Annotated in this window: 25 protein-coding genes and 2 pseudogenes; 14 read left to right on the plus strand and 13 right to left on the minus strand. The window is 69.5% G+C overall.

Features of this window, described 5'->3' with window-relative positions:
• Positions 1-212: 212 nt before the first annotated feature.
• From ACFY5C_RS26740 to ACFY5C_RS26755, 4 genes are all read left to right on the plus strand, one after another.
• Positions 213-713 (plus strand): ester cyclase, encoded by a 501-nt coding sequence (locus ACFY5C_RS26740; protein WP_389448215.1) that lies wholly within the window; start codon positions 213-215, stop codon positions 711-713.
• A 311-nt stretch (positions 714-1024) separates the two neighbouring features.
• Positions 1025-1249: a DUF5133 domain-containing protein gene (locus tag ACFY5C_RS26745; protein WP_389448607.1), complete on the plus strand. Its 225-nt coding sequence runs from the start codon at positions 1025-1027 to the stop codon at positions 1247-1249.
• A gap of 138 nt (positions 1250-1387) precedes the next feature.
• A complete protein-coding gene (locus tag ACFY5C_RS26750; protein ID WP_389448217.1) occupies positions 1388-2602 on the plus strand; it encodes a polysaccharide pyruvyl transferase family protein in 1215 nt (404 codons plus the stop codon).
• Positions 2603-2688: 86 nt separating this feature from the next.
• Positions 2689-4140: an FAD-dependent oxidoreductase gene (locus tag ACFY5C_RS26755; RefSeq protein WP_389448219.1), complete on the plus strand. Its 1452-nt coding sequence runs from the start codon at positions 2689-2691 to the stop codon at positions 4138-4140.
• A 241-nt stretch (positions 4141-4381) separates the two neighbouring features.
• Here ACFY5C_RS26755 and ACFY5C_RS26760 read toward each other — a convergent pair whose 3' ends face one another.
• The gene (locus ACFY5C_RS26760) at positions 4382-4537 is read right to left on the minus strand and encodes a DUF6131 family protein (protein ID WP_389448221.1); all 156 of its coding nucleotides are present in this window, start codon (positions 4535-4537) and stop codon (positions 4382-4384) included.
• Between the two features lie 797 nt (positions 4538-5334).
• On the opposite strand from ACFY5C_RS26760, the gene ACFY5C_RS26765 reads away from it, so the two are divergent.
• The gene (locus tag ACFY5C_RS26765; RefSeq protein ID WP_389448223.1) at positions 5335-5679 is read left to right on the plus strand and encodes a MerR family transcriptional regulator; all 345 of its coding nucleotides are present in this window, start codon (positions 5335-5337) and stop codon (positions 5677-5679) included.
• Between the two features lie 171 nt (positions 5680-5850).
• Here the strand turns inward: ACFY5C_RS26765 and ACFY5C_RS26770 are convergent, their stop codons facing one another.
• Positions 5851-6411, minus strand: a complete 561-nt coding sequence (locus ACFY5C_RS26770) for a DUF3662 domain-containing protein (protein WP_389448225.1) — start codon at positions 6409-6411, stop codon at positions 5851-5853.
• A 164-nt stretch (positions 6412-6575) separates the two neighbouring features.
• Here ACFY5C_RS26770 and ACFY5C_RS26775 point away from each other — a divergent pair, with 164 nt between their 5' ends.
• Complete coding sequence (locus ACFY5C_RS26775) at positions 6576-7034, plus strand: STAS domain-containing protein (protein WP_389448227.1); 459 nt, start codon at positions 6576-6578, stop codon at positions 7032-7034.
• Between the two features lie 77 nt (positions 7035-7111).
• Here the strand turns inward: ACFY5C_RS26775 and ACFY5C_RS26780 are convergent, their stop codons facing one another.
• Positions 7112-7282: a hypothetical protein gene (locus tag ACFY5C_RS26780; protein ID WP_389448228.1), complete on the minus strand. Its 171-nt coding sequence runs from the start codon at positions 7280-7282 to the stop codon at positions 7112-7114.
• Between the two features lie 309 nt (positions 7283-7591).
• Between ACFY5C_RS26780 and ACFY5C_RS26785 the strand changes: the two genes are divergently transcribed.
• Entirely contained in the window at positions 7592-7762 is a 171-nt protein-coding gene (locus ACFY5C_RS26785) for a hypothetical protein (RefSeq protein ID WP_389448230.1), read from the plus strand.
• Positions 7763-7914: 152 nt separating this feature from the next.
• Here ACFY5C_RS26785 and ACFY5C_RS26790 read toward each other — a convergent pair whose 3' ends face one another.
• A complete protein-coding gene (locus ACFY5C_RS26790; RefSeq protein ID WP_389448232.1) occupies positions 7915-8313 on the minus strand; it encodes a DUF6223 family protein in 399 nt (132 codons plus the stop codon).
• Positions 8314-8544: 231 nt separating this feature from the next.
• Between ACFY5C_RS26790 and ACFY5C_RS26795 the strand changes: the two genes are divergently transcribed.
• Both ACFY5C_RS26795 and ACFY5C_RS26800 read left to right on the plus strand, forming a co-directional pair.
• Complete coding sequence (locus tag ACFY5C_RS26795; RefSeq protein ID WP_389448234.1) at positions 8545-9672, plus strand: sensor histidine kinase; 1128 nt, start codon at positions 8545-8547, stop codon at positions 9670-9672.
• Positions 9669-10328, plus strand: coding sequence for a response regulator (locus tag ACFY5C_RS26800; protein WP_389448235.1), 660 nt, complete (start codon positions 9669-9671; stop codon positions 10326-10328). Before ACFY5C_RS26795 ends, ACFY5C_RS26800 begins: the two co-directional genes overlap by 4 nt.
• 277 nt (positions 10329-10605) lie before the next feature.
• Here ACFY5C_RS26800 and ACFY5C_RS26805 read toward each other — a convergent pair.
• Positions 10606-10692, minus strand: a pseudogene (locus tag ACFY5C_RS26805) (IS5/IS1182 family transposase); the annotation flags it as partial.
• 301 nt (positions 10693-10993) lie between these two features.
• Between ACFY5C_RS26805 and ACFY5C_RS26810 the strand changes: the two are divergent.
• A complete protein-coding gene (locus ACFY5C_RS26810; RefSeq protein WP_389448237.1) occupies positions 10994-11485 on the plus strand; it encodes a DUF2975 domain-containing protein in 492 nt (163 codons plus the stop codon).
• Entirely contained in the window at positions 11485-11706 is a 222-nt protein-coding gene (locus ACFY5C_RS26815; protein WP_389448239.1) for a helix-turn-helix domain-containing protein, read from the plus strand. Before ACFY5C_RS26810 ends, ACFY5C_RS26815 begins: the two co-directional genes overlap by 1 nt.
• A 450-nt stretch (positions 11707-12156) precedes the next feature.
• Here the strand turns inward: ACFY5C_RS26815 and ACFY5C_RS26820 are convergent, their stop codons facing one another.
• The 4 genes from ACFY5C_RS26820 to ACFY5C_RS26835 all read right to left on the minus strand — a co-directional run bounded on the left by ACFY5C_RS26820 (position 12157) and on the right by ACFY5C_RS26835 (position 15128).
• Complete coding sequence (locus tag ACFY5C_RS26820) at positions 12157-12546, minus strand: hypothetical protein (RefSeq protein ID WP_389448241.1); 390 nt, start codon at positions 12544-12546, stop codon at positions 12157-12159.
• 17 nt (positions 12547-12563) lie between these two features.
• A complete protein-coding gene (locus tag ACFY5C_RS26825) occupies positions 12564-13004 on the minus strand; it encodes a protease inhibitor I42 family protein (RefSeq protein WP_389448243.1) in 441 nt (146 codons plus the stop codon).
• 17 nt (positions 13005-13021) lie between these two features.
• A complete protein-coding gene (locus tag ACFY5C_RS26830; protein ID WP_389448245.1) occupies positions 13022-14638 on the minus strand; it encodes a WXG100 family type VII secretion target in 1617 nt (538 codons plus the stop codon).
• A 64-nt stretch (positions 14639-14702) separates the two neighbouring features.
• A complete protein-coding gene (locus ACFY5C_RS26835) occupies positions 14703-15128 on the minus strand; it encodes a type VII secretion target (protein WP_389448247.1) in 426 nt (141 codons plus the stop codon).
• 317 nt (positions 15129-15445) lie between these two features.
• Between ACFY5C_RS26835 and ACFY5C_RS26840 the strand changes: the two are divergent.
• Positions 15446-15667 (plus strand): annotated as a pseudogene (locus ACFY5C_RS26840) (hypothetical protein); the annotation flags it as partial.
• Positions 15668-16022: 355 nt separating this feature from the next.
• Here ACFY5C_RS26840 and ACFY5C_RS26845 read toward each other — a convergent pair.
• The gene (locus ACFY5C_RS26845; RefSeq protein WP_389448249.1) at positions 16023-16943 is read right to left on the minus strand and encodes a squalene/phytoene synthase family protein; all 921 of its coding nucleotides are present in this window, start codon (positions 16941-16943) and stop codon (positions 16023-16025) included.
• A gap of 149 nt (positions 16944-17092) precedes the next feature.
• On the opposite strand from ACFY5C_RS26845, the gene ACFY5C_RS26850 reads away from it, so the two are divergent.
• Positions 17093-18190 (plus strand): DUF6183 family protein, encoded by a 1098-nt coding sequence (locus tag ACFY5C_RS26850; protein WP_389448610.1) that lies wholly within the window; start codon positions 17093-17095, stop codon positions 18188-18190.
• Between the two features lie 417 nt (positions 18191-18607).
• On the opposite strand, the gene ACFY5C_RS26855 is transcribed toward ACFY5C_RS26850, so the two are convergent.
• Together ACFY5C_RS26855 and ACFY5C_RS26860 are read right to left on the minus strand one after the other, a co-directional pair.
• The gene (locus tag ACFY5C_RS26855; RefSeq protein WP_389448251.1) at positions 18608-20542 is read right to left on the minus strand and encodes a tetratricopeptide repeat protein; all 1935 of its coding nucleotides are present in this window, start codon (positions 20540-20542) and stop codon (positions 18608-18610) included.
• A complete protein-coding gene (locus ACFY5C_RS26860; protein WP_389448252.1) occupies positions 20539-22041 on the minus strand; it encodes a tetratricopeptide repeat protein in 1503 nt (500 codons plus the stop codon). The genes ACFY5C_RS26855 and ACFY5C_RS26860 overlap by 4 nt, the downstream gene beginning before the upstream one ends.
• Positions 22042-22215: 174 nt before the next feature.
• On the opposite strand from ACFY5C_RS26860, the gene ACFY5C_RS26865 reads away from it, so the two are divergent.
• Positions 22216-22440, plus strand: a complete 225-nt coding sequence (locus ACFY5C_RS26865) for a dTMP kinase (protein ID WP_389448254.1) — start codon at positions 22216-22218, stop codon at positions 22438-22440.
• Between the two features lie 443 nt (positions 22441-22883).
• Here the strand turns inward: ACFY5C_RS26865 and ligA are convergent, their stop codons facing one another.
• Positions 22884-24974, minus strand: a complete 2091-nt coding sequence (gene ligA / locus ACFY5C_RS26870) for an NAD-dependent DNA ligase LigA (protein ID WP_389448256.1) — start codon at positions 24972-24974, stop codon at positions 22884-22886.
• Positions 24975-25078: the final 104 nt, after the last annotated feature.

Consider the following 25078-nt stretch of genomic DNA (forward strand, 5'->3'; position numbering starts at 1 on the left):
TCGCACTGATGCCCGTGCCGCAACGCCCTGAAGGCTCCTCCGGAGGAGCCTTCAGGGCGTTGCGGCGACTCCGGGTCCCGCTCCGGCCGCAGCGCCCGGCGAGCAATCGGCTGATGATCGCTTGCCGACGGTCCCGGTGGTCGGCCGGTCGGCGCCTTCCTACGATCGAGGAAGGGACGGTCCGACCGGGCGCCGGAGGAGGGAGTGCCGGTATGGACAGCACCGAGATGCGCCGCCTCTTCGAGGCGCACCGTGAGGCGGAGACGGCACGGGACATCGACGGCATCCTCAGGACGTTCGTGGCGGACTGCTTCCTCGAGACGAAGGCGCTCGGGCTGTGCAGCCGGGGTAGGGACGCGGTGCGCGCCGCCTACCAGCAGCAGTACTTCACTGCGTTCCCAGACCTCACCCCCGAGGACGAGGGCATCGCCTACGGCGACGGAGTCATCGCCGTATGGGGGACTCTGCGCGGGACCAGCCGGGGGGAGTGGCTCGGGATACCGCCCGGAGGGGGCGCCTTTGAGGTGCCCTTCGCCAACATCGTCCCGTTCCACGACGGGCTGATGGCGGGCGAGGCGATCTACTTCGACCTGGCCACCCTGTGCGAGCAGGCCGGTATCCCGCTGGACCGGATACGGGCCGCCGCGGCCGCGCGCCAGGTCGCCATGACCCATGCGGAGAACGACGAAGGGGACTCCACCCACAGGGCGTAGACCACCTTCGGTCCACGCCCGACCGCCCACATTGATGAGCCGAGTAGTCCCGAGACGAGTAGTCCGTGGTCTGCGAGTTGCTGGGGCGCCCACTCGCCCGGCCGCACGGTTCTCCCAGCGGCGTAGCCATCCCTGGCATACGCCGCTCGCCTTCTTGGGCGCGCCACGGTCCCCGCACGGTACGTAGGGCCTCACTCCCGTCCCGTCCGGCAAGCGTGACGGGACGGGTGACGGCTTCCGGATGCGTGCGGCGCTGATGGCTGGGACCGTAGCGGGGGTAGTCCGAAGGGGTGAGGACGGAGGTGGCCGTCATGTTGAGGGCGCATCCTTCGCTCCTGCGGGAGCTGGTCGAGCGCTGCGACACATTACACCGGCGGTTGGCGGCCGGTGCCGGGCCGGAAATCCGGCGTCAGCTCGAAGACGTGACGTACACGCTGTGTGTGGTCACGGGTACTCGTCAGCTGGACGCGGCGCTCTATGTAGCCCGTCGGCAACTGGCCGATGCGATGACACGCCTGCACCCTCTCCAGTGCTGAAGCCATGCCCGGCTGCCTCGGAGGAACTGCCGGGCGGCACAACTGCCCACTGCCGTGGCGTGCAGGCAAGGCTCCGGCATCGTCCAGGCCGTACATCTTGTGGGCTTCGGCTTGCTCTTCTCGAACGGGGAGTTCCGGATGACGATCAACCCGCACCCGTCGCCCGTCCCGTCCTCGCTTCGGATCGGCCTGCTCGGCTCCTACGGCGGGCGCAACACGGGTGACGAAGCGATCCTGGAGTGCGTCCTGAGCTGCCTGCGCGCCCACCGGCCGCACGCCCGGCTCGTCGTCTTCAGCCGGAACGCCGAGCACACCCGCTCCCATCAGGCACAGGCCGACGAGGTGATCGACTGGGAGGGCGTCCCGCAAAAACCCGTCCTGGACGCCCTCGGCGGCCTGGACCTGCTGGTGCTGGGCGGCGGCGGGATCCTCTACGACGGTGAGGCGCGACGTTATCTGCGGCTGGTCAACGCGGCGCACGAACGTGGCGTGCCCACGTTCGCCTACGCGATCGGCGCGGGCCCGCTGCGCGAGGCGGACGACCGGGAGGCCGTGCGCACCGTGCTGCCGCAGATGACCGACCTCGTGGTCCGCGATGAGGAGACGCGCCTCGTCCTGGAGGAGGTCGGCGTGGACCTCGACCTCGCCGTCACCGCTGACCCGGCGCTGCTGCTCACGCCGGAGCCCTTCACCGAGGAGATGATGCGCCAGGAGGGCCTGCCCACCGGCACACGGCTGGTCGGGATGTCCGTGCGCGAGCCCGGCCGGGCGGCGGAGAAACTCGACGAGGGCGACTATCACGCGCTGATCGCCGACGTCGCCGAGTTCATCGCGCGCCGCCTGGACGCGCACGTGGTCTTCGTGCCGATGGAACGCCAGGACGTCCGCCACGCCCACGGTGTGCTGTCCCGGATGAGCGCCCCCGACCTGGGCCGCATCCTGCACAACCCCTACAGCCCCGGCGAGATCCTCGGCTTCATGAGTCATCTGGACATGGTCGTCGGGATGCGGCTGCACGTCGTGATCTTCGCCGCGCTGGCCGGGCTGCCCGTGCTGCCGCTGCCGTACTCCGGCAAGGTCTTCGACTTCGCCCGCCGCACCGGCGCGCCCGCCCTGGTCGGCGTGGCACGGGAGCAGGCCGGGCTGCTGCTCGCGGAGGTGGACCGGCTGTGGGACGAATTCCCCGGGCGGCAGCAGGATCTGACCACGCGGGTGCGGCAACTGAAGGCACTGGCCCGGGAGACCTGCGCCCGCTGCGGCGGGCTCCTGGACGACATCGACGGCGGAACGGCCGCACCCCGGCGAACGGCGGACCTCCACCTGCATGACGTCGTGGCCCCGTCGCCCCCGTGAGCCCCCGGTCCGACGGTCCATGGCGCCGCGGCCGCCGGCCAGGGAGCGTGCTGTCCGCGCCCGCACCGATCCGACGGGAAGATGCGATGCCGATCCTGGAACCGCCCCGGCCCTCCCGGAGTGTCACCCTGCCCCCGCGGGCAGCCCAGCACGGCGGCCGCACGGACGTCCTCGTCATCGGGGGTGGCCCGGCCGGTACCGCAGCGGCCTACGCGGCGGCCGACGCCGGCGCCGAGGTCGTGCTCGTGGAACGCTACGGCTTCCTCGGCGGCAACGCCACCGTGGCGCTGGTGATGCCGCTGATGTCCTTCCACAACGAGCAAAAGCAGGCGGTGTTCGACGAGGGCGGCCACGGCAGCCGCCTGCTGCCCAGCGACCACGGCCAGGGCGAACCGGTGGTGGCGGGCTTCCTGTGGCTCCTGCTGGACCGTCTCACCGCACGCGGCGGCTGCGTCCCGCCGTCCACCGACACCGGCTACACCGTCCCCTTCGACCCGGAGATCTACAAGCTGGTCCTTCTCGACCTGCTCGACGAGGCGGGCGTGCGCATGTTGTTCCACTCCTTCGCGTCCGCCGCGCTGCCCCTCGACGACGGCTGGCGGGTGGTCTTCGAGACGAAATCAGGTCCGGTGGTGATCGACGCCTCCGTGATCGTCGACGCCACGGGGGACGGCGACATCGCAGCGGCCGCCGGGGCACCGTACGAGATCGGGCGACCTGAGGACGGACTGGTGCAGCCCATGACGCTCATGTTCCGCGTCGTCGACTTCCTGCAACCCGTATTCACCGAGTACATCAGGGACCACCCCGACCAGTGGCGCGGCGTGCACGGGCTGTGGGACCTCGTCCAGGAGGCCACCGAGGCGGGCGAACTGCGCCTGCCGCGCGAGGACATCCTCTTCTTCGGCACTCCGCACCCCCGCGAGGTCAGCGTCAACAGCACCCGCGTCACCCGGGCGCTCGGCACCGACGTGTGGGACCTCAGCCGCGCCGAGTACACCGCGCGCCGCCAGCTGGCACAGATCGACCGCTTCCTGCGCCGCCGCGTGCCGGGCTTCCAGGAGTCGTACGTGGCACAGAGCGGCCTCCAGATCGGCGTACGCGAGACCCGCCGCATACTCGGTGATTACCACCTGACCGGACACGACATCCTCACGGCGCGCCCCTTCCCCGACGCCATCGCGCACGGCGCCTACCCCGTCGACATCCACAACCCCAGGGGCAGCGGCACCGTCCTCAAACGCGTCCCGCGCGGGCACTTCTACGACATCCCGCTGCGCTGCCTGCTGCCCAGCGACACGGACCGTCTGCTGGTCGCCGGACGCTGCATCTCCGGCTCACACGTGGCGCACTCCTCCTACCGCGTCATGCCCATCGCGATGGCGACGGGTCAGGCGGCCGGAGTCTGCGCCGCGCTTTCCGTCCGCCTCTCCCGCACTCCCCGCGAGGTGCCCCACCACCTCGTCCAGCGCGCCCTGAAACGCCAAGGCGCCCATCTGCGCCTGGAGCCCCGCGAGCAAGTGCCACAGCACCGCTGATGCAGGGGCACGGTTACTCCCGGCGCTCTGAAGCCCCTCCGCCCGAGCCACTGGCCCGCTGATGCGCGAGCGCTCTGTGTGGCGCGGACGGCGGCTGGTCAGGAAGCGACTGACGGTTCATTACGGTCTGTGGACCATCGGGAACGCATCTCGCGTCCACCCGGGCACGGCAGCGAAACGCGTCAGCTGCCCACCCGGTCCGGCGGTCGGCACGTCGCCGAGGCGTTGGTCTGAGAGAAGATCACCAATAGTGGCGACGGCCGGCGACAGCGTGTCCCATGGCGCCCATGATCCACAGGACCCCGCCGATGACCGCGAGGATGAGTCCAATCGTCCACAGGACCGCTACGCCGGTGACGAAGCCGATAACGAGCAGGATGATGCCGAGAAGGAGCATGACCGCCTCCAGTGCGCGATGGTGCTTCTCTCACTGTGGACCGCTACGTCGCGTTAGGGAAGCGGTGCCGTGCCGTTTTGACCTGGGAAATTGCGCGAGGCCGGCCAGCAGGGCGAGACCACGAAGGCGCTGGAGGCCGGGCCGGACGAGCAAGGGGAGCAGCGGGCCCCGGACACTGTGACGCATCTGGTCAACTCGCCCTCAACAATCACAGGGGCCCTGGGCCTTGCGTAAGGGTCGTCTCCGCGTCGGTCATGCGCCAGCGCCCGCCCGGGATCTGTTCTGCCTTCAGGCTCAGCGTGTGTCCGCCGGGCAGGGGCAAACCCGGGCAACACTCTTCTGGGGTGTATCTGCGGCAGAACTTCGCACATCAGTCCTGAAGAAAACCTCCCGCGGTCACAGTAGACATTGGCTCGCAGCAGGGCTACGCTTTCTGTTGTACCCAGGAAGTCGAAGTGGGCGCGGCAGACACGAACTGCCGCGCATGCAGGACGCGGCCCGAGAGGCCGCGAGCAGTATCCGAGTTATCCCAGCAGTACGACCGAGTAACCGAAGGTAAAGGAGCAGACGCCATCAGGATCGCCCGGGCGAGGAAGAAGTCCGCCCGGGTACGCAGGCCCCGGATTGGAAGGTGGTCCCCGGTCACGCATCCGCGATCCCCGCAGCCTCGCCCTCCCAGGCGGAACCTGCGGACGAAGAACGCCGGCGCAGGTTGCCGGTAGATGGTGTTGAAAGCTCGGGGCCCGGGTGCCGTTCGGCACCCGGGCCCCCCGACGCGTCCCTGAAAGAAGAGGTCTATGCCCCCTACTGGTTCCAGTCCCGTCGACAATCTCGACGATGACACCTACCCCGCCTACACCATGGGGCGGGCCGCCGAGCTGCTCGGCACCACTCCCGCCTTCCTCCGCGCCCTGGGCGAGCACCGCCTCATCACCCCGCTGCGCTCCGAAGGCGGCCACCGCCGCTACTCCCGCTACCAGCTGCGCATTGCGGCCCGCGCCCGCGAACTGGTCGACGCGGGCACCCCCATAGAGGCCGCCTGTCGCATTGTCATCCTCGAAGATCAGCTCGAGGAAGCCCGGCGCATCAACGAGCAACTGCGCACCCAAGGCGACGAGTCGCAGCCAAAGACCTCAGCTTGATCAGGACGCTGGGCGCCGGCTTCTGACTATCCCTCCTCCTGGCGCAGGGAGGACGCAACGGCGCACGCCTCAGGCGCGGGCGACCTGGGGGTCGGTCCGCGCCTGGGTCTGTCGGTTGGGGCGGGCAGGGCCTGAGAGACGAGTGCGGTCCGGAGTCCCACACCCAGCCTTTTAGCGGGTGCCGGCCGGACGAGGGCATCCCCGATCGGGGGCGGTCGTCCGTCCTGCGGGCTGCCTTCCGCATCCGCACCGATCACGCACAGGCGCTGAGCAGCGGGCATACGGCTTCGGCTTCGCCGGATGCCTCGTCACCTGTGAAGGGGGGGCGATACGGCTTCGGATACGGAAGCGACCGACACCGGCGTCATCGGCCGACGCCAGGTCAACTGCGACCGGCCCGGCGAAGGTATATCCCTGCTCTGCTGCGTGGCGGCGAACTTGAGCCGCGAGGTGCCCTGCCACCTGGGCACTGTCGTCAGTCAGCTGTCGGTGGGATTCCGGCGGGAGCTCGATGACGAAGGCGTTGGGCACCAGGGTGCGCCGCCTGTCCAGGATCAGAGCGCGGTCGTCGCACTCGCGGCGCAGCATCCCCACCACCTCGGCCTGCTTCGCGGCACGAGGGACCAGCGACACCCACATGACGTTGGACCAACGCTCCATGGTGCGTTCCAGACCGACAAGAAATCTCATCCGTTTCCGCTGCCCGCCGGAATGCGGGGCATACGCAGCCATACGGGTATCGAGTCAGATCGCGCCCGGAGCACACGACAGCGCACGAAGCCGAGGTGGCTTGAGCAAGTGGCTGCGGGCACTCGATCGGTCCGCGGGAAGCGCCGACGCGCAGGGGCCGATCGTGTCGGTCCTGCGTATGAGGGCCGGATGGAGGTGCGATACCCGTGCAGACTCACCGTCTGACCATCACCGAGCTTGCCGACTGCGACGGCTGCGCGGTCCTGCGGGTCACCGGAGAACTCGATCAGGCCTGCGAGGAGTTCTTCCTGCGCGCGCTCGGCCCTCTCCTCGGCGCCGGGCATCGATACCTGGTGCTGGACGTGACGGCTCTGGTCTTCTGTGACTCTCGGGGGCTCAACTGCCTGCTCGCCATCCGCTGGCTGCTGGAACGCAGGCACGGAAAGCTACTTCTGGCCGGCGCAGGGCGTCGCCTGACGGAGCTGCTGGCGCAGACGGGCAGCACGGAGTTACTGCCGGTCCGGCCAACGGTCCTCCAGGCGCTGAAGGACCTGCCAGCGGCCTATCGCCCCGCTTGGCCTCCGGCGCCGCACATTGGGAAGGGCGCTATCCGCGACCCATGGCAGCCGAAGCCTGACTCTCAGCGCGGCACGCAGGCCGGCTGATGGCAAGCACGGGCGTGGCGGCAAGTTCAGCCGGGGCTGATTCGGGTGTCAGCGCTTCGGTGGCCAGCTCGGTTGCGTCAGCAGCGGTCGGCACTCCTTCGGAGCAGTCGGGCCAAATCGGTGCGGTCGTCGCCCCCCAGGCGAGCGCCAAAGACCTCCAGCACGTTCTGGGCGGTCCCGCCTGTGGGGCCGTCGTAGCCTGCGCGTCCCGCGACCTGGGCGAGGAAGGTGTCCAGGCTCTCGTCCATGACGACTCCTGATCGCTTGTCTGTTCTCTGCGGTCCGGCCGCCGGCCGATGCGGCGCATTGAGAATCCGGAGATCACTGCTTGCAGGCCGACACCCGTTCCTTGCTCTACGTCGGGTCGGTGCCTGCGGCACGGCTCACTGAGGTCAGACGGCACGCAGTCGGGTGAGCACCCGTCAACTTCCCGTTGTTCCCGCGTGTGCCGGACGCGCTTCCCCGATACATGTACCGGTGGATCGCGGGCAGGCGGACAGTAACGAGCATGTGAACAGCACGCGAGTGATTCAGCGACGTTGGAGGTGGTTGCCGCCATGAACACGAAGGTCTTGGAGCGGTTTCCAGCAGGAGCTCCGCGCGGATCGTGGCCTGCGGAGGAGTACGCGGCTCGACTGCGGGCCGAGGGCGAGCCCGGCGCGACCGTGGTGATGGACCTGAGGTCGGACGCGTTTCTCGTGGTCGTCCGGGAGCGCGGAAAGAACTGACGTGGCTCTGACGGCTGACAGCGGCTGCACTTCTCCTGCTTGAGTCGGTCCCTCGAAGAGCATTCGGTGACAGCCAGCGGCATCAAGCAGCCGCGGCAGCGCTGCGTGCGGTAGGGGCTGGTCGGCCTGGCGCACGGTCGTCGGCCAAGGGCCTACGACGTGGACCCGAACTCCCGCTCGTGTTCGGCGCGGTCGGCGGTCCGCTCAGTGCGTCGGGCGTGGGACAGAGCGCGCCGGCCGAAGGCCATGGCAATCAGCCCCAATGGGATGGCCGCTACGGCTCCCACCATCCCGTTGCCGGTGCCGGGGCCACCACTTGAGGTGGCCAGATGAAGCGCCGCGAGGGCCGTGCCGACCATGCCCACCACCATGGCAGCCATGGCGCCGGTGCGCGCGTTGCCGGTGCTGAAACGGCCGGCGACCCGGGCCAGGGCCAGCCAGCCGATGGCCACGCCGACCAGCCCCACCCCGAGGGCCAGGTTGGCCCCCGACCGCCCGTCGCCGATGACTCCGCCCTCGGCGGCCACCGCCAGGACATCAGTTGCGCTCATGTCACTCTCCTCCTTCGTGCGTGGCGAGTTCCGCGGTTTCGCTGTGCCTTGAGCGTGCCTGCCGACCGCCTTGCCGGTCGTCCAGCGGGTGCAGTCTCTTGGGACTGCCGTCGCCATGGCAGTCGACTGCTGCGCACGCGGCAGGCGGCGGGCATGTACCGCAGGTGCGGTAGCCGGCCGCTCGTCCGTGGGCGGGACTCGCTGCCGGCTGTGTCCGGCTAGGGTGCGCGCATGGACACAGGGCGTTTTCGTGTTCCGGCCGGTGCCGTGGACTGGGCGATTGCCGTCAGCGTGGCGGCACTGCTGCTGGGAACCGGGTTGACCGGGCAGCGCCCGGCCGGGGAGCGCGAGCTGTTCGGCGCCGTGCTGCTGGCGGCGGGCGGTCTGGCGCTGGTCGCCCGTCGCAGGGCTCCGATGGCGGTGCTGGCTGTCACAGGCCTGTGCGCGGTGGGGTACGAGGCGGCGGGTTTTGAGGTGCTCGCTGTCTCGTACCTGATTGCGGTCTATGGCGCCGTGCGGGCCGGGCTCCGGGCCCTGACGGTGACGGCATCCGTGTCCTTGCTCGTCGTCCTCCCTCTTACAGCGCTGGCCTTCCGCGACGGGCAGGCGCGCGAGGCGTTCGCGCAGGCCCGGAACGTACTGGAAATCGCCTGGCTGATTGCCGCCTTTGCCGCCGGGGAGGCGCTGCGGCAGGCCGAGCGGCGGGCGGACGAAGCCGAGCGCACCCGAGAGGAGACCGCTCGGCGCCGCGCCGACGAGGAGCGTTTGCACATCGCGCGGGAGCTGCACGATTCCCTCACCCACCAGATTTCGATCATCAAGGTGCAGTCCGAGGTCGCCGTCCACGTGGCCCGCAGGCGCGGCGAGCAGGTGCCCGCGACACTGCTGGCGATCCAGACGGCCGGACGGGAGGCCACCCGGGAGCTGCGCGCGACTCTGGAGGCCCTGCGCGACGACGACACGACTCCGCCGCAGAGTCTCGAGCACGTACCGGAACTGGTAGAGCGCGCCCGTTCGGTGGGCTTGGACGCGACGCTGACGATCCAAGGGCAACGCCACGACGTGCCGGCCGCGGTGGGCCGGACCGCCTATCGCATTGTCCAGGAAGCGCTGACCAACACCACCCGACACGCCTGTGCCACCACCGCGACGGTCCGGATCGAATACCGGCCCGACGCGCTGTCCATCCAGGTGGACGACGACGGCAAGGCCACCCCCGATGACGTCCCGGCTCCCGGCCTCGGGCTGCTCGGCATGCGCGAACGTGTCACCGCCCTTGGCGGCCGGCTGCGCGCGCAGCCGCGCACCGAGCACGGCTTCACCGTCCAGGTCGAACTCCCTGTGGAACGAGCCTCATGATCCGTGTCCTGCTGGTCGACGACCAGCCGCTCATCCGCAGCGGCTTCCGCGCGCTGCTCGACCTCGAGGACGACATCGAGGTGGTGGCCGAAGCCGCCGACGGCGAAGCGGGTTTGATGCTCGTCAGGGAGCACCTGCCGCACGTCGCGCTCATTGACATCCAGATGCCGGTCATGGACGGCATCGAGGCGACCCGGCGCATCGCCGCGGACCCCGCCCTGACCGGGGTGCACGTCGTCATGCTGACCAACTACGGCATGGACGAGTACGTCTTCGACGCGCTGCGCGCCGGCGCCGCCGGGTTCCTGGTCAAGGACATCGTGCCGGAGGACCTCCTGCACGCCGTACGGGTAGCCGCCCGCGGCGACGCTCTGCTCGCCCCGTCCATCACCCGCAAGCTGATCCACCGGTACGTCACCCAGCCGCTGCCTGCCACCAGTGCCGCACTGGAGGAGCTGACCACGCGCGAACGCGAAGCTGTCGCCCTTGCCGCGCGGGGCCTGTCCAACGACCAGATCGCCGACCAAATGGTGATCAGCCCGATGACCGCGAAAACTCACATCAACCGAGCCATGACCAAACTCCACACCCGCGACCGGGCCCAACTCGTGGTCCTCGCCTACGAATCCGGTCTGGTCGCCCCGCGCAACCGCTGACCTCCGGGCAGCTGTTGCATGGGGAGGGGTCAGGTGGCCGGCCAGCGCGGCTACGATCCGAGCGCACCTGCTCCCAGCATGGCGCTCACCACCTTCCTGCCGCAGCCCCGGCAGCCAGACCGCGTGCCGGGGGATGGAGCATTCGGTGTCCCTCGCCGCACACGCCCGAGAGCTGCGCACGTCATTCGACTTCCTCTGGTTCGCCCGTGGAGGCTGCGGCTGGAAGAGTCCCCGGTTGGCGGTCGTGTGGCCTACGGGTGGTGGCGCCGACGTGAAAGGTGCCGTTCCCGCCCCGCTCCCGCACCACCTTCAACAGGTGTGCAAACTGCGTCACCTGCAGCCCGGTGAACGTCTCCACCCACACCCGCTCAGCCCTTTAGGCCCCCGCCACGTAACGGAGATGCCCAGCTCACAGCCTTGTGCAAGACGCTTTAGAGGAGATTGGTGGTGGGGCCAGGCATCGGCCTAGTCGGATGGTGTCCGGTTTATGCCCAGGCGAGGCCGACTTCGACGAGTTCAAGACGGTTCGCGCGAACGCCATGTCATGGGAGGCGGCGGCTGAGTCCCGCCGCGGTGCGAAACCGCCTCCCGGCCTCCGTCCCAGCCCTTGATTAATCTATCGATATTCGATAGATTCCCATCGCAACTCGATGGAGGGACGGTTCATGGGAAAGCTGACCGTGGGTGCGCTGCGCGCCGTGCTCGTGGTGGTGCTCGCCGGCACCCTGTTCGTGCAGGCATTGATGGTGTGGACGTTGGTCAGTGGGAGCGACCCGGAGGACGGGTCGCTCCCACTGACCCCGCTGCGCGTGATCACGATCCTGGGCATGGTGTCGGTCCAGGTAGCCCTGGTCTGCGTGTGGCGGCTGGTGACGATGGTGCGACGCGGAACCGTGTTCTCCCACGCAGCCTTCCGGTACGTGGACGGCGTGATCGGCGCAATCGTGGCTGCTGCCCTCGTGTGGTTCGCGGTCACAGCCGTCAACGCGCCTGGCCAAAGGGAAGACCCGGGCGTCACCGTCATTATGGGCGGGGTCGGCGTGGCCATTTTGGGGGTCGCGCTCATCGTGCTCGTGCTGCGGATGCTGCTCGCCCAGGCCGTCGCGCGCGATAGTGAAGCGGCGCAAATGCAGGCCGAGTTGGACGAGGTGATCTGATGCCGATTGCCGTCGACATCGACGTGATGCTGGCCAAGCGGAAGATGTCCGTGGGCGAGCTCGCGGACCGCGTAGGGATCACTCCCGCCAACCTGGCGGTACTCAAGAACGGCCGCGCCAAGGCGGTGCGCTTCGCGACACTCGCCGCGCTCTGCGAGGTGCTCAAGTGCCAGCCGGGCGACCTGCTGCGCTGGGAGGCCGAGGACGCCTCGGCCGGATGACGTGCCCCAGGGTGGGTGTGAAAGCGCCTGCACCACCGGCCCGTTGCGCGGCGCGTGGACCGCATGGACGTGGATCGCCGATCACCCGCAGCACTCTCCAACTTTGGTCCCTGCACCCGCTCCCAGTCGGTGGCACCAGTGAGAAAGCGGAGACAGAAGTCTCCTGATTCCGCCGGAAGTTCCTCCTTGCCCGGCATCTAGGGCACGTAGTCACCGGCAACTTCCGAGACGTGCAGCGGGACGTTGTTCAGCTGGGCGCCAATCAGGCGTGCGGTCTGCTCTGCCCGGGGCGGGTCTGAGCGTGCCGTATCGGGCTCGCGCGGGGACTCTCTGTACCGGGGGGCAGGGCCAGTCAGTTCCTGACCCATCAGCCAAGTTCCAGGCATGACCCGCCTGGAGCTGTTGACGCCGCGGGCCGTCGCGGGCGGTTAAGCGGCTAAGGGACTGAGCTCAGCGGGCGGCGCGCTCACGGGCAGTGCGGCGAAGCCCGACGAGTTCGGCGACCGCCTCCAGCCAGCGGGCCACGACCTCGTCGCCCTCCACGGGCCGGGCCACCGACGCGGCCGCATCCAGCCAGCCGCGCACCAGGTCGGAGGCCGCTGGCTGGGGCAGCAGCTCCGGCAGGCGGGCGGTGTAGGCGGTACCACCGCTGCGGACGGTCCTGCCGAGGAACGCCACCGAGCGGGGCTGGACCCCGAGGCGGTCGAGCGTGACCGCGGCGCCCACGGCTCCGTCGCCGAACAGGGCGCTGCGACGTGGGCCCTGGGCACCGATCCCGTAGCGCAGGAGCATGGCGATGTCGGCCTGCGCTGACTCTTCGTCGGTCTTGCTGGGGTTCATCGGTACGTCCGTTCCGGTCATCGCACGGTGACCGTGTAGATGAAGTACGCCGGGTCGTTGCCGGGGCTGCCCGTCGCGGTGCGGTCGTCGCCGTCGGGGCACTGGCCCAGCACGCAGTAGCTCATTTTGATCTTCGTGGTGCCCGCGGCAACGGCCTCGAAGGTGAAGGTCTGCGTACCGTCACCACCCCCGTCGACACCGCTGTCGCCCCCGAAGTCCTCCTCCCGGCCGCCCTCCTGGCGCACGGTGGCACGGTCGGGACCGGGGTCAACGATGCTCCAGTCCTGGCCCATCGACGGGCTGGCCGGGAGCTTCAGCTCGAACGTGTCGCCCACGTCCACTTCGATGGACCGATCGCCGGCCTCGAACGTCTCGGGGCCGAAGAGGCCGCACCCGGACAGCATCACGGCCGTCAGCGGCAGGGCCAGGGCGGTGGACAGGCGGTTGCTGGACTTCACGGGGATCGGCCTTCCGTTCACTGGGCGGGCAGGTGGACGCCGTAGGCGTCGGGCAGGTCCTTGTCGGAGGCCTTGCCCATGTTGCCGTTGACGAAGTCGTCCTCGCTGACCCACGTGGTCGTTCCCCAGGGGTTGTAGACCTGCAGCATGTCGCCCTCCTGACCGACGATCATCATGGAGTGGCCTACCCGGTCGCCGTTCTCGTCCTTGCCCTCGACGCCGATCGGCACCGGTCTGCCCTCGGCGACGGCCCGCTGGATGTCGGGGAGCGCGTCCCGGCGGTCGTCCGCGCTCCTGACCTCCTGGAACTCGTACTCGCCGCCCGTGTGCGGACTGATCTCCTTGTTGGAGATCTCGGTCTTGCCGTCGTTGTCCATGCCGTCGGGTGTCGAGCCGAAGGGGAAGTCGTACGCGTCGTTGCCGTCGCCCTCGTCGTGCATCCGCAGCTGCTCGTCGCGCAGCCGGTCCCGGAAGGCGCCGGGGTCGTCATCCTGCCCGGAGGGGCCCCCGGTGAGTTCGAGGGCGTACACCGGATCGACCATGGCGCGCCCGGTGACGACGGTCGACGGCACGCAGGTGTTGCCTTCCTGCGACCACCTCTCGCCCTTGAACGTCTGCTGGTCCGTGTTCTTGTTTGCGCCTTCGTTGGGGCCGCTGGTGTTGACCCCCTCGTTGTTCATGCTGTCCCCGGCCGTGGTGACCGGCGTCAAGTGCCGCTGCAGCCAGTCAGGGTCCTTGCCGTGGATCTTGTCGCGGAACTCGCCGACCTCCTTGACGTCGTACCCGGCGGCCAGTGCCTTGACGAGGTACGCCCGTTCCTGCGGGGTCTTCGCCTCGGCGAGCATCCGCTCGAACTCGGCCTCCTCACGGGCGTCGAGGCGTTCCATCGCGCGACCCGAGCGCTCCAGGTCGTTCGCGGTCAGCAGCTCGTTCATCTCCGCGGGGCCGCCGGGGCCCGCGATGTCGGCGAGCACGAGGCGGTCGGCGGCGGAGATGTTGTCGGTCTTCATCTGGCCCGCCCGGGCCTCGGACGCCAGCTTGTTGAGGTCGCGCGCCGCGGCCCGCGCCGCGTCGTCGGCCACCTCCGCGGCGGAGTGCATCGTCTTGGCGCCCGCGGCCGCGATGCTGCGGGCCCGCAGCCGCTCCGCCTCCTCGGCGTCCTTCTCCACCATGCCGTCGAAGAAGCCGTCCTCACCGCCGAGCATGCCGAGCGCCTCGCGCAACTGCTCGCGGCCACCCCTGTCCTGGGCCTTGGCGTTGGTCAGCGCGTCGGCCAAGCGGAACAAGGCGCCGGCCGCGCCGCTGAACGCCTGCTCCATCTGCTCGGCGGAGCGCGCCGCGGCCATCACCACCTCGGACGCCCGCGCCCCGGTGCTGCCCACCCAGGCGTCCGGCAGGCCCTCGTTGGCGACCTTCTGCACCCGCCGGTGCACGTCGGCGACGTCGTCGATCTGCTTGCGGTAGGTCTTGGCGAGACCCTCGAGGACCCCGGGGTCACCAACAGGCGCCGAGACGCCCAGGGCGTTGTTGATGGCTCCGATGAGATCGTTCTTGCTGTCGGCCGAGGAGATGGAGTCGTGGTACTCGGCGAGCTTCTGGCGGCGGTCGGTGGTGGATTCGCCTGCGTCGGGCATGACGGTGCGGCCTTCTGTCGTGGTGAGGGCAGGAGTGCGGACTCGTACGCGGTACGAAGGACGCTCAGCCGAAGTCGGACAGGCCGCGCGGCGGCGTGCCGGGCGCGGGCATGGTGCGGTAGCCCGGTGCGGGAACATCCCCGGCGGGCGCGGGCATCGTCGTCACGCCCTCGCCGCCCGCCGCGCTCATGCCCCGAATGGAAGCGTGCTCGGCGCCCTGGTAGTTCGCCTTGGACACCCGCACCTTGTCGGCCAGTTCGTGCAGGGCGCTCTCCAGGACCTTGGCCTCTGCCTGCCAGTCACCGGCGAAGTTGTTGTAGGCGGGGCCCGAGTCGGAGCCGCCGAGGACGTCCGAGGGGTAGCAGGCGGTGTCCTTGACCGCCCTGGCGATGGCGCCGACGTCGTCACCCGCCGTGTCGAGTGTCTGCGCCTCGCTGTCCATCGCGCTCGTCTGGACTTGATAGCCCCCGACGTGCCCTTGCACGGTCATGTCCTGCCCCCGTTTTTCTGATCTTGAAGCGCAATGTAGCAGGGGAGGGTGGCATGAACACAGCGACCTTCACCGCTCCCGCGCACGACAGCGGCCTGTCTCCGTGGACGGGTACGCGGCATAGCAGAGTCGGCTCTTGGCTCGCGCGGAGGAGCGAGGTCTGCCACGCGGGTGGGGGGACGGGGCGGGCCTCGGTACCAACATGCACGAGTGTGCGGGAGTTGATATCAGACATGCCGTGTGACGAGTGACTGACGTAGCTGCCCACCCGATTTTGCCGGACGTGTTGCCGTCTCCGACCTCGATCAGGACCCGGCCGCGACCTGCTGGAAGCCACCGATCGTGTCGATGCGGGCACCGACCTCGACGCCGACGAGCACGAAGCCCCGCTGGAACGCGTACGGACCCACCAGCAGGCCGCAGCCGAGCAGGTGGAGAAGCTACGGATCCAGCTGGCCGGGGTCGAGGACTTCGTCGCCACCCTGGACGGAGTGGCGGCCAGCCCAGTCCAGCGGTGCGTCGGCCTGCGCCAGTACTAAGACGAGCCCCAACTGGCCATCGCCGGCCTAGTCTGCGACCGCACTGCCGAGCGGTCATCACCAAACGGCCAACTCGCCAGGCCGGCGCGGCCCAACCTCAGTCGTGCACGACGCCGTTGGACACCGCCCGGAAAGTCCCGTCGTCCTGCTCGGGGGCTTTGGCTTCGGTCGCATCGGATCCGGCTAAGGCACGAAGGCCGGAGCCCGCCAACTACCCGCGGGAGCGGGCTTCGTGCAGTGAGAGGCCGACGGCTGACCAGGAGTCCGCTTTGAGGTCGCCCGCACGCTGAACTCTCCCGTCAGACGGCTCACACATTCGCGGGCGGTCAGCAATCCTGTGTGTGCAGCGGCGCGGTTAGGTCACATTCTGGAGCTCCCTGCGAGCCCTTCGACGAGCGTCCAGCATCACTCGTAGCGAGCCCACCACCGGCGGTGATACGGACCCGCGCAGCAACCGGGCTCCGTGCGCGAGCGCCGCATCAGCGGTCAAAAGCTCGATCTCGACGACCGCCTCCAACAGAACCCCGTTGGGGTTCGCGGTCAGGGCCGGCATTTCCTTGGCCGTGAGCAACGAAGAGCGGGCTGTCTCGATCTGGCTTTCCAACAGCTCGCGTACGCCCGGTGATTTGCGCCCTCCTATTAGGTCTCTCTCCGTTACCGAGAAGCGTTCCAGCGTCTCCACCGGAATGCCCAGCCGCCCTTCGGCGAGGTCCTCGGCGAGGTCGTTCACAAAGTCCAGCCGCTGGCTGCCGTCGATGAACATCCGGCACCCTGCCCGGAAGGTCCCGTCGTCGTGCTCGGGGCCGAGCAGGGACGCGACCAGCATGAAGGCGGGCAGCGAGTAGGCGTCGACATACTTCTGGTAGTCGGCCTCTGTGGCGAAGCCGGTGAAGTCCAATTCGGCGGCGGCAGTGGAGAGGTACTCCTGCACCACCTCCCGGAGCCAGGGGAACGCTGCCGTGGTGTGCAGCAGCGTGCGGATCAACGCATCGTCGCTCACGCCGCTGTCCAGCGCCTTACGGATCGCCTGCTCCCACGACTCCCATGCCGCAATTCGCTGCGGCTTCGCGCCGGTGTCCAGCAGGTTGTCTCCGTGGTGCATCACTGCTGTTGCCGCCACCACATGGGGCAAGACCGCCTTAGGCAGTAGCAGACGGGCCGCGAGATATGAGGCACGCCGAAAGCGCGCCACGGACTGCCGCTGGGCGCCGTAATCCCGCCGCAACTGCGCCTCTTGGATATCCGCAGCGTCCAAGCTCTGATTCCACGCGCTCATATGCTGATCGTAGGGGAACGCTTCGGACGAGGGTGCCGCCCGGGGGAGCGCCGGGCCATCCGAAAATGCGTTTCCGGCGCGCCATCCGCCCCTCGTAGGATCGCGGAGTGCCTGACCGGATAGCGAAGATCGTGACGCGACTGCCCCGCATGAAGAGCGTGGCGAAGGTCTGGGATGAAGCGGAGCAACGCCTCGCTGAGGGGGATGCGGCCTTTCTGGCGGACCTCGGGAAGGCGCTGGCGAAGCAGTACGGTTCCGCCGTCCCTCAGATGTGGCAGTACCGCAGTGTCTTCGACCGCGTCCTGCGTCTTCTCACCACTACGCCCGGAGTAGGCCACATCGAGCACGCGGTTCGGCTGGTGGCCTCGGCCACGTCCGTCGCTCCGAAGCAGGCGCGCTATGCCGCATCCCTGCTCGCCTCCGGCCAGGACCCGGATCAACTTGGGACCGTCTTCGTCGGCGGCTCTGCGCGGGTGAGCGGGGTGGAGGAACTGCGGGCCTGCCTCCTCCAGGAACTGATACTGAGAGGCCTACAGGTCAGCGCACTTCCTGACATCGCAAGGTGGGCAGGCTCCTCACACTGGAACCATCACCCACTCCGCTGGCTGCCCTTGTCGCTGTCCGAAGTGGAAGCCAGGCCGCCGCTGCCGAGCTACACCCTCGGCGGAAGCAGCTATGAACTGCCCTCTTCCGAAATGGACAGCCCCACGAAACCTTCCCACCAGGACGCAAAGGTCCCTGCCGTCGTGGAGACGACATCGGATCCGGGGATGTCGGCCCTGCCCTCGGCTGTGGCCAACTGGGCAGCCGAATCCAACGGACGTTTCGAGGCCAGGATCTTCGACCTCGCGGGGGACCTCGGCGCCCCAGCGGTCGCCAGCCTGCTGCGGGTGCTGGACCTGGAGTGTCTGACGGGGCTGGGGGCACGTAACGGCTTCACCGTCTCGGCCGTACGTCCTGAACGAGCTTGGCGGACTCTCTTCGCAGCAGCGTCCGCCGGCGGGGCCTACAACCACGGTGAATACGGCGCGTACGGGCGGCTGGCCACCTGGCGATCCCTCGGCGCGGCCTCCGGCTCCGCCGAGGGCGCGTCGTTCGACACGGTGGAAAATGACGTCAAGAACACCGACTGGTATGGCTTCAGTGCCGACAGCGTCTGGTTCGAGCACGTGGCCTGGGACATAGGTCTGGTCGCGGTCTCCTCGCGTCGTCGCCTGGCCGTGCTCGCCGCCACCGACACCGATTGAACTGCCGCCCCCCGGCTCCCGGTCCGGTCCAATCCTGCGAACTCGACGGCGGACCTGGATCTCGGTGCCGTCCAACCGCAGGTGCACGCCCTCGGCCTGGGCATAGGCGAAGACGTGGGCCAGGGTGCACGGGCGGAACCCGGCGGGGGTAGCTGAGCCGAGGGCGACCGGGCATCGGCGCCAATGCAGCCTCCGCAACGCGAAGTGCCTCCGCGAGCCCGGGAACCCGATCGCTGTCACCGAAGGCCGCGTATGAACCTCGCACACATCTCGGTGATCGTCAGCCGTCTCTTGCCGGATCACCAGCCCGGCACCGCCGGGAGCGGTCCGGGAGCCGTCAGGCGCATCGTGCGACGTCATGGCCGCGAGGATGGATCGCGGGGCGGCGCAGGTGCGAGGCAATTGCGCACCAGGTCGTCAGCCTTCATGCTGCTCGAAAGGCCGGTCGATTCTGGAGGTCTGATCTTCCGTGGGTTTACTCCAGCGCTCCAGCGCGTTCCAGGTGGCGAAGGTGTGAGGGTGCTCAGGCCCCAGTACCCGCTGCCGGACTGGCAGTAGTTCGGCGATCTCGGCCGCTGCGCTCGCCGCATCTCCCGATTCTCCCCGCCAACGCGCCAGTTGGTACCAGGTTTCGAGGGTGTCGGGGTGGTCGGGTCCCAGTACCCTCTCGAAGTCCGGTAGTAGCTCAGCGAAAGCTTCCGCGGCGGTGGCCGCGTTGCCTGCTTCCCCGCGCCAGAAGGCCAGTTGATAGCGGGTGTGCAGGGTGCTGGGGTGGTCAGCTCCCTGCACCCGCTGCCGGACGGGCAGCAGTTCGGAGTAGTCGGCCACCGCGCCGACCGGATCCCCCGATTCTCCCTGCCAGCGGGCCAATTGGTGCCGGGTGGCGAGCGTGTCGGGGTGCTCGGGTCCTTGGATGCGTTCTCGTATGGGCAGCAGTTCGGCGAAGTCTGCGGCTGCGCCTGCCGGGTCACCCGCTCGTCCCCGCCAGAAGGCAAGCTGGTACCGGCCGGTGAGGGTTCTGGGGTGCTCGGGGCCGCAGACGCGCGCCCAGAGGGGCAGCAGTTCGGTCAGTGCCTCTGCGGCGCCTGCCGGGTCGCCCGCACGCCCCTGCCAGCGGGCGAGCTGTTGCCGGGTGGAGAGGGTGTCGGGATGCTCGGCGCCCAACACGCGTTCTCGTACGGGCAGCAGCTCAGCCAGTGCCTCCGCCGTGCCGACGACATCCCCCGATTCTCCCCGCCAGCGGGCTAGTTGGTTCCGGGTGGCGAGGGTGGCAGGGTGCTCGGGCCCCAGGATGCGTTCTCGTACGGGCAGGAGCTCGGCGAAAGCCACGGCCGCTCTGGCCGGATCTCCCGCCTCGCCCAGCCAGCGGGACAGGTTGTGCCGAAGGGCGAGGGTGTCGGGGTGCTCAGCCCCTAGTACCCGTTCGCTGACGGGCAGCAGCTCAGCCAGAGACTCCGCCGTAGCGGCGGCATCCCCTGCCTCTCCCCGCCAGACGGCCAGTTGGTGCCGGGTGGCGAGGGTGTCGGGGTGCTCAGCTCCTAGTATCCGTTCGCTGACGGGCAGCAGCTCAGCCAGGGACTCCGCCGTAGCGGCGGCATCCCCTGCCTCTCCCCGCCAGACGGCCAGGTTGTGACATGCCGCGAGGGTGTCGGGGTGCTCGCTTCCCAGCGCCCGTTCCAGGAGAGGCCGGAGCTCAGCGAATGCAGCTGCGGCGCCTGCCGCGTTCCCCGAGCGACCTCGCCAGAAGGCCAGGTCGTGCCGCGTGGCGTGGGTTTGGGGGTGCGCGCGGCCATGCAGTCGCTCGCGGATGGCCAGCAGTTCGGCGAGCGTGGCCGCCGCTCCGGCGGCATCCCCTGTCTCCCCCCGCCAGCGAGCCAGTTGCTGCCGGGTCGTGAGGGTGTTGGGGTGCTCCGCTCCGCGAACCCGCTCCATGAGGGGCAGGAGCTCAGCGAACGCGGCGGCGGCTCCGGTCACTTCCCCTGCCCGTCCCCGCCAGGAGGCGAGGTCGTGCCGGGTGGTGAGAGTGTCGGGGTGTTCAGCGCCGAGGACCTGCTCGCGGACGGGCAGGAGCTCGGCGAAGGCCTTGGCGGCTCCGGCTGCATCCCCTGCGCGTCCCCGCCAGGAGGCCAGATTGTGCCGGGTGGCGAGGGTGTCGGGGTGCTCCGCTCCGCGGGCCCGCTCGACGAGGGGCAGGAGCTCAGCGAACGCGGCCGCGGCACCGGCTGGATCTCCCGAGCGGCCCCGCCAGAAGGCCAGTTCGTGACGGGTTGTCAGGGTGTAGGGATGCCCGGCGCCCCGGACCCGCTCCATGAGGGGCAGGAGCTCAGCGAACGCGGCGGCGGCTCCGGTCACTTCCCCTGCCTGCCCCCGCCAGAAGGCCAGGTCGTGCCGGGTGATGAGGGTATGGGGTGCTCGGCGCCGAGGACCTGCTCGCGGACGGGCAGGAGCTCGGCGAGAGCGATGGCGGCACCGGCTACTTCTCCTGCCTGCCCCCGCCAGGTGGCCAGGTCGTGCCGGGTGGTGAGAGTGTCGGGGTGTTCAGCGCCGAGGACCTGCTCGCGGACGGGCAGGAGCTCGGCGAGAGCGGCGGCGGCACCGGCTACTTCTCCTGCGCGCCCCCGCCAGGAGGCCAGGTTGTGCCGGGTGGTGAGAGTGTCAGGGTGTTCGGCGCCCTGCACGCGCGTCACGACGGGCAGCAACTCGGCCAGCGCCTTCGCGGCACCGGCCGCATCCCCCGCCTCCCCACGCCAGAAGGCCACCATGTGCCGGGTGGCGAGGGTGTCGGGATGCTCAGGGCCTTGCAGGTGAACGGAGGCATTCAGTCGGGCGGTGTACAGCCGGATGGCCTCGCGGAAGTCACCTCCCTCGGCTGCCGCTTCGGCGGCCGCCCGCAGGGCGGTGAGGTTGTCCGCGGCGCTGGGGCTGGATGCAGGGTTGTCCGGCGTGTTGTTCCGGACAACCTCTTCCGTCAGGACGTCTTCGACAAGGTCGTGAGTGATACGCCGCAGCGTTTGATCGTCGCGGTCATTGACGGCCACGACCCGGGCCAGTGCCTCGTCGATGTCGTCTCCGACCGGATCGGTGGTGGCGAGATGGGCGGTCCCGGGGACAGGGTCGTCGTATCCCGTAATGGTGGCGCTGGTGGCGCCCGTACGCAGCCGGTCGAGCTCGTCGGTGAGCTGTTCGACCTGGGCTTGAACTCGGGCGGCGAGCTCCTCGGCCTGGCGTTGTTTCTCCTGGGCGCGTTGGAGTTCCTGCTGGGCGCGCTGTTCCTGTTCTTGAGCGCGGGTGAGCTGCTGCTGAGTCTGCACAAGTGCGCCGGCGTCGGCGTGTGCGGCGTGCAGCTGGTCGCGTTCGCTGGTCAGGTCGGTAATCCGCCGCTCCAACCCATTGATCATGGACAGGAGGATCATGACGAGTTTCGCGGAGTTCCCGGCCGCCTCGCGTAATTCGTTTTGCTGCTCCAGGGAGCGGGTGAGCCGGTCGTAGATCTCGACCTGCTGGGCCCGGGCCTCGGCGAGTTCCAAAGCGGATGTGGCGGAGGGCTGAGGCTTCACCGGCGAGGGGTGAGCGGCGGCCCGCAGCAGCTTCCCGGCTTCGGCCATACGGCGTTCCCGCAGCCGCGGTTCGGGAACCGTCGCGCGAATCAGTGCGGACACAAACTTCTGGTCGGGGACCTTGCCGCCGAGATAGTCGCTGATCCGGGTCTTGGAAACGGGGATCTCGCCTGCCAGCCCGTTCAGGGTCTTGCCGCTGGCGTCGACCTGCGCGCGCAGAAAGTCGGCGAGTGCGTTTGCCTCCGCGCTCTCGGCCCGGATCGGCCCCCACGGCCTGCCTGCCCGCCCCGCCATCGGTGATTCCCCCTTGCCACGCCGGGCCTCGTTGTCCGCGACCGTCCCGGAACAACCCTCCGTTTTCCGGACTCTACCTGCGGCAATGCCCCGGACGGGCGTGAACTACCCAACCGCGCGGCACAGTTGCCTCACCGCACACCGCGGACCCATCCTCGACCACAGGAGGCTTCCGTGCTGCCCGTCTGGCTGCCCTCGCCGCGTACCGTGGGCGCGCTCCAGCGCGTTCTGATCGTTGCCCTCCTCACCCCCGCCGTCCTCGTGGCCCTCGCCGCGGTACTCCCGGCCCTGGCCCTGCTGCCGTTCCTCCCGGGCGGCACCGACCGCGCAATCAAGCTGCTCACCGCGCACACCCGGTACTTGAGCACCCTGCTGACCAACAGCCGACCCGCCCCGTGAGCGGTTCGGACGGCCGCAGCACTGGAGATGGGGTGGGCACAAGCCGAGGTGGGCCAGAGGGCAGCCAGCGACTGCTTCGGTCGTTCAGGGTCGATGGAGAGGTTGTTCAGGGCCCCGCCGAGGCCGGGGGGGGGGAGGAGGCGTCAGGTCGCTGACGGGCCAACACGCGACTTCGTGGGGAAGCCCCGGCTGGACGGGGGAGACCAGCCGGGGCCGCGTGCGGTGTCGTGCGGCGGGCGGTCGCCTCTCGGCGGGAGGCTCCATGAGGCTTCAGCCGGACGATCGTCCCCGTGGGCTATGGGTGGGCCCGCTATGGGTGAGGCCCGGGGACACTGTCCCCTCCGTGGTCACATACAGGCGACCGGCGAGCCGTGTCGGGTTGTTCCCTTCGCTGCCGGGGTTCCGCTGTGAGGTAGGGCACCACCGGGTCTCACAGCTGCGGGTCATGTCAGGAAGTCGGCGACGAGGGTGGCGAATTCGTCCGGACTGGCCAGCCTGATACCCAGGTCTTCGGCCTTGGCCCGCTTGGATCCGGCGCCCTCGCCGGCGACGACCAGCGTGGTCTTCTTGGAGACGCTGGAGGACGAGCGGCCCCCGGCCCGTTCGATGAGTTCGTTCATCTGGTTGCGGCTGAGCTTCTCCATCACGCCGGTCATCGCGCCGGTCACGACCACGGTCATTCCGGCCAGCGGGCCGCCGGCCGCCTCCTTCGCCCTCCCCACGCTGCTGTCGGCATTGCCGGCCGCGGGGGCGGGCGGGGTGGCGCCGGGTTCGGTCATGTTCACCCCGGTGGCAGCGAGTTTGTCGATGAGTGGGGCGAGTTCGGCGAGTTCGGCGACGATGGAGGGGGCCTTCTCGGTGCCGATGCCCTCGACCTGCTGCATGGCGTCGGCGTTGGCGGCACGGATGTTGTCCATCGTGGCGAAGTACCGGGCGATCCGGCGGGACATGGAGCGGCCGGTGCCACGCACTCCGAGCGCGCACAGCACGCGCGACAGCGGCTGCTGCTTGGCCGCGGTGATAGCCGTGAGGAGATTGTCGGTACTGGTCTCGCCCATCCGCTCCAGTCCCAGAAGCTGGTCGCGGGTGAGGGTGAACAGGTCGGCGAGGTCGGCGACGAGATGGGCGTCGACGAGCTGGACGATGCGGGTGGTACCGAGGCCTTCGATGTCGAGTTGGTCGCGGCCGGCGGCGTAGGAGAGGGCGGCGACCAGGTGGCAGCTGCGGCCCATCGTGCAGCGCCAGCGCTGCTCGCTGGTGTCGATGCCGGCACCGCACCGCGGGCACTCCTCGGGGAAGAAGATGGGCTGTTCGTCGCCGGTGCGCAGGTGGGCGACGGGGGCCTCGATGCGGGGGATGACGTCGCCGGCCCGGTGGACCGTGACGTGGTCGCCCAGGCGCAGGTCGCGGCGGGTGATGTCGGCCGGGTTGTGGAGGGTGGCGTAGGTGATGGTGGCGCCGTCGATGTCGACGGGTTCCAGGACGGCCCGCGGGGCGATGATGCCGGTGCGGCCGACGTTCCACTCCACCTCGAGCAGCCGGGTGATCTTCTCGACAGCGGGGAGTTTGTAGGCGATCGCCCAGCGTGGGGCGCGTGTTCCGGAGCCGGCGGTCTGCTGATCGGCGGCCAGGTCGGCCTTGATGACAATGCCGTCGATCCCGAACGGCAAGTCGGGTCGCAGGGCGGCGATTTCCTGCACCCGGGCCAGTACTTGCTCGACGCTGTCGGCCGTGGTGCCGGGCACGGGCGTGGTGGCGGTTGTGTTTACTCCGTACGCGGCGGCCTGCGCCATCTGGTCGCTGTGTGCGTTTTCGCCCAGCCGCGCGGCGAGCGCCGTCTCGGTGTCGGGCAGGGGCAGCAGGCCGTAGCCGAAGAACGTCATCGGCACGGTGTAGGCACGCTCCTTGGCGCGCAACGTGCCCGCCGCCGCGCCGCGCGGATTGGCGAACGGCTGCCCGCCGTGGGCGGTGCGCACCTCGGTGGCGTGTTCGAACTGAGCGGTCGTCATCAGGACTTCGCCCCGCACCTCGACCGTGACCGGTTCGGCGAGTTCTTTCGGCAGGCCCTCAATCGTGCCGATCGCGTGCGAGACGTCCTCCCCGGCCGTCCCGTCGCCGCGGGTGATCAGCTGTCTCAGGCGGCCGCGGGAGTAGCGCGCGGCGATCGCGAGGCCGTCCAGCTTCGGCTCGACACTGAACCGCTCGACCTCGTGGCCGATCCTGCGGGCCAGCGCGGCGGTCCAGGCGGTGAACTCCTCCGACGAGAACACGTTGTCCAGGCTCAGCATTGCCACCGTGTGCGGGACGTCGCCCTCCGCGGCGCCGCCGGCGACCTTCCCCGTCGGCGAGCCGGGCAGCACCTGGTCGGGATGGTCGGCCTCCCACGCGGCGATGCCCCGGACCAGCCGGTCGTAGGCGTCATCGTCCAGCACTGAAGTACCGTCCGCGTAGTAGGCGGCTGACGCCTTCATCGCATCCTCGACTGCCTGCGCGTAGGCGGCGGCGTCCACGATCACTGCAGCTGGTGTTGTCATGCCCGCCATCCTGCCCGCCACCACTGACAACGCCCCTGGCGCGCGTGGATCCCCGGTGTGAGAGCAGGGCGGCCACGCCGTGGACGTCAGGAGCGCCGTCAACG

Source organism: Streptomyces sp. NPDC012935 (assembly GCF_042900345.1).
In the GTDB taxonomy this organism is placed as follows: Bacteria; Actinomycetota; Actinomycetes; order Streptomycetales; family Streptomycetaceae; genus Streptomyces.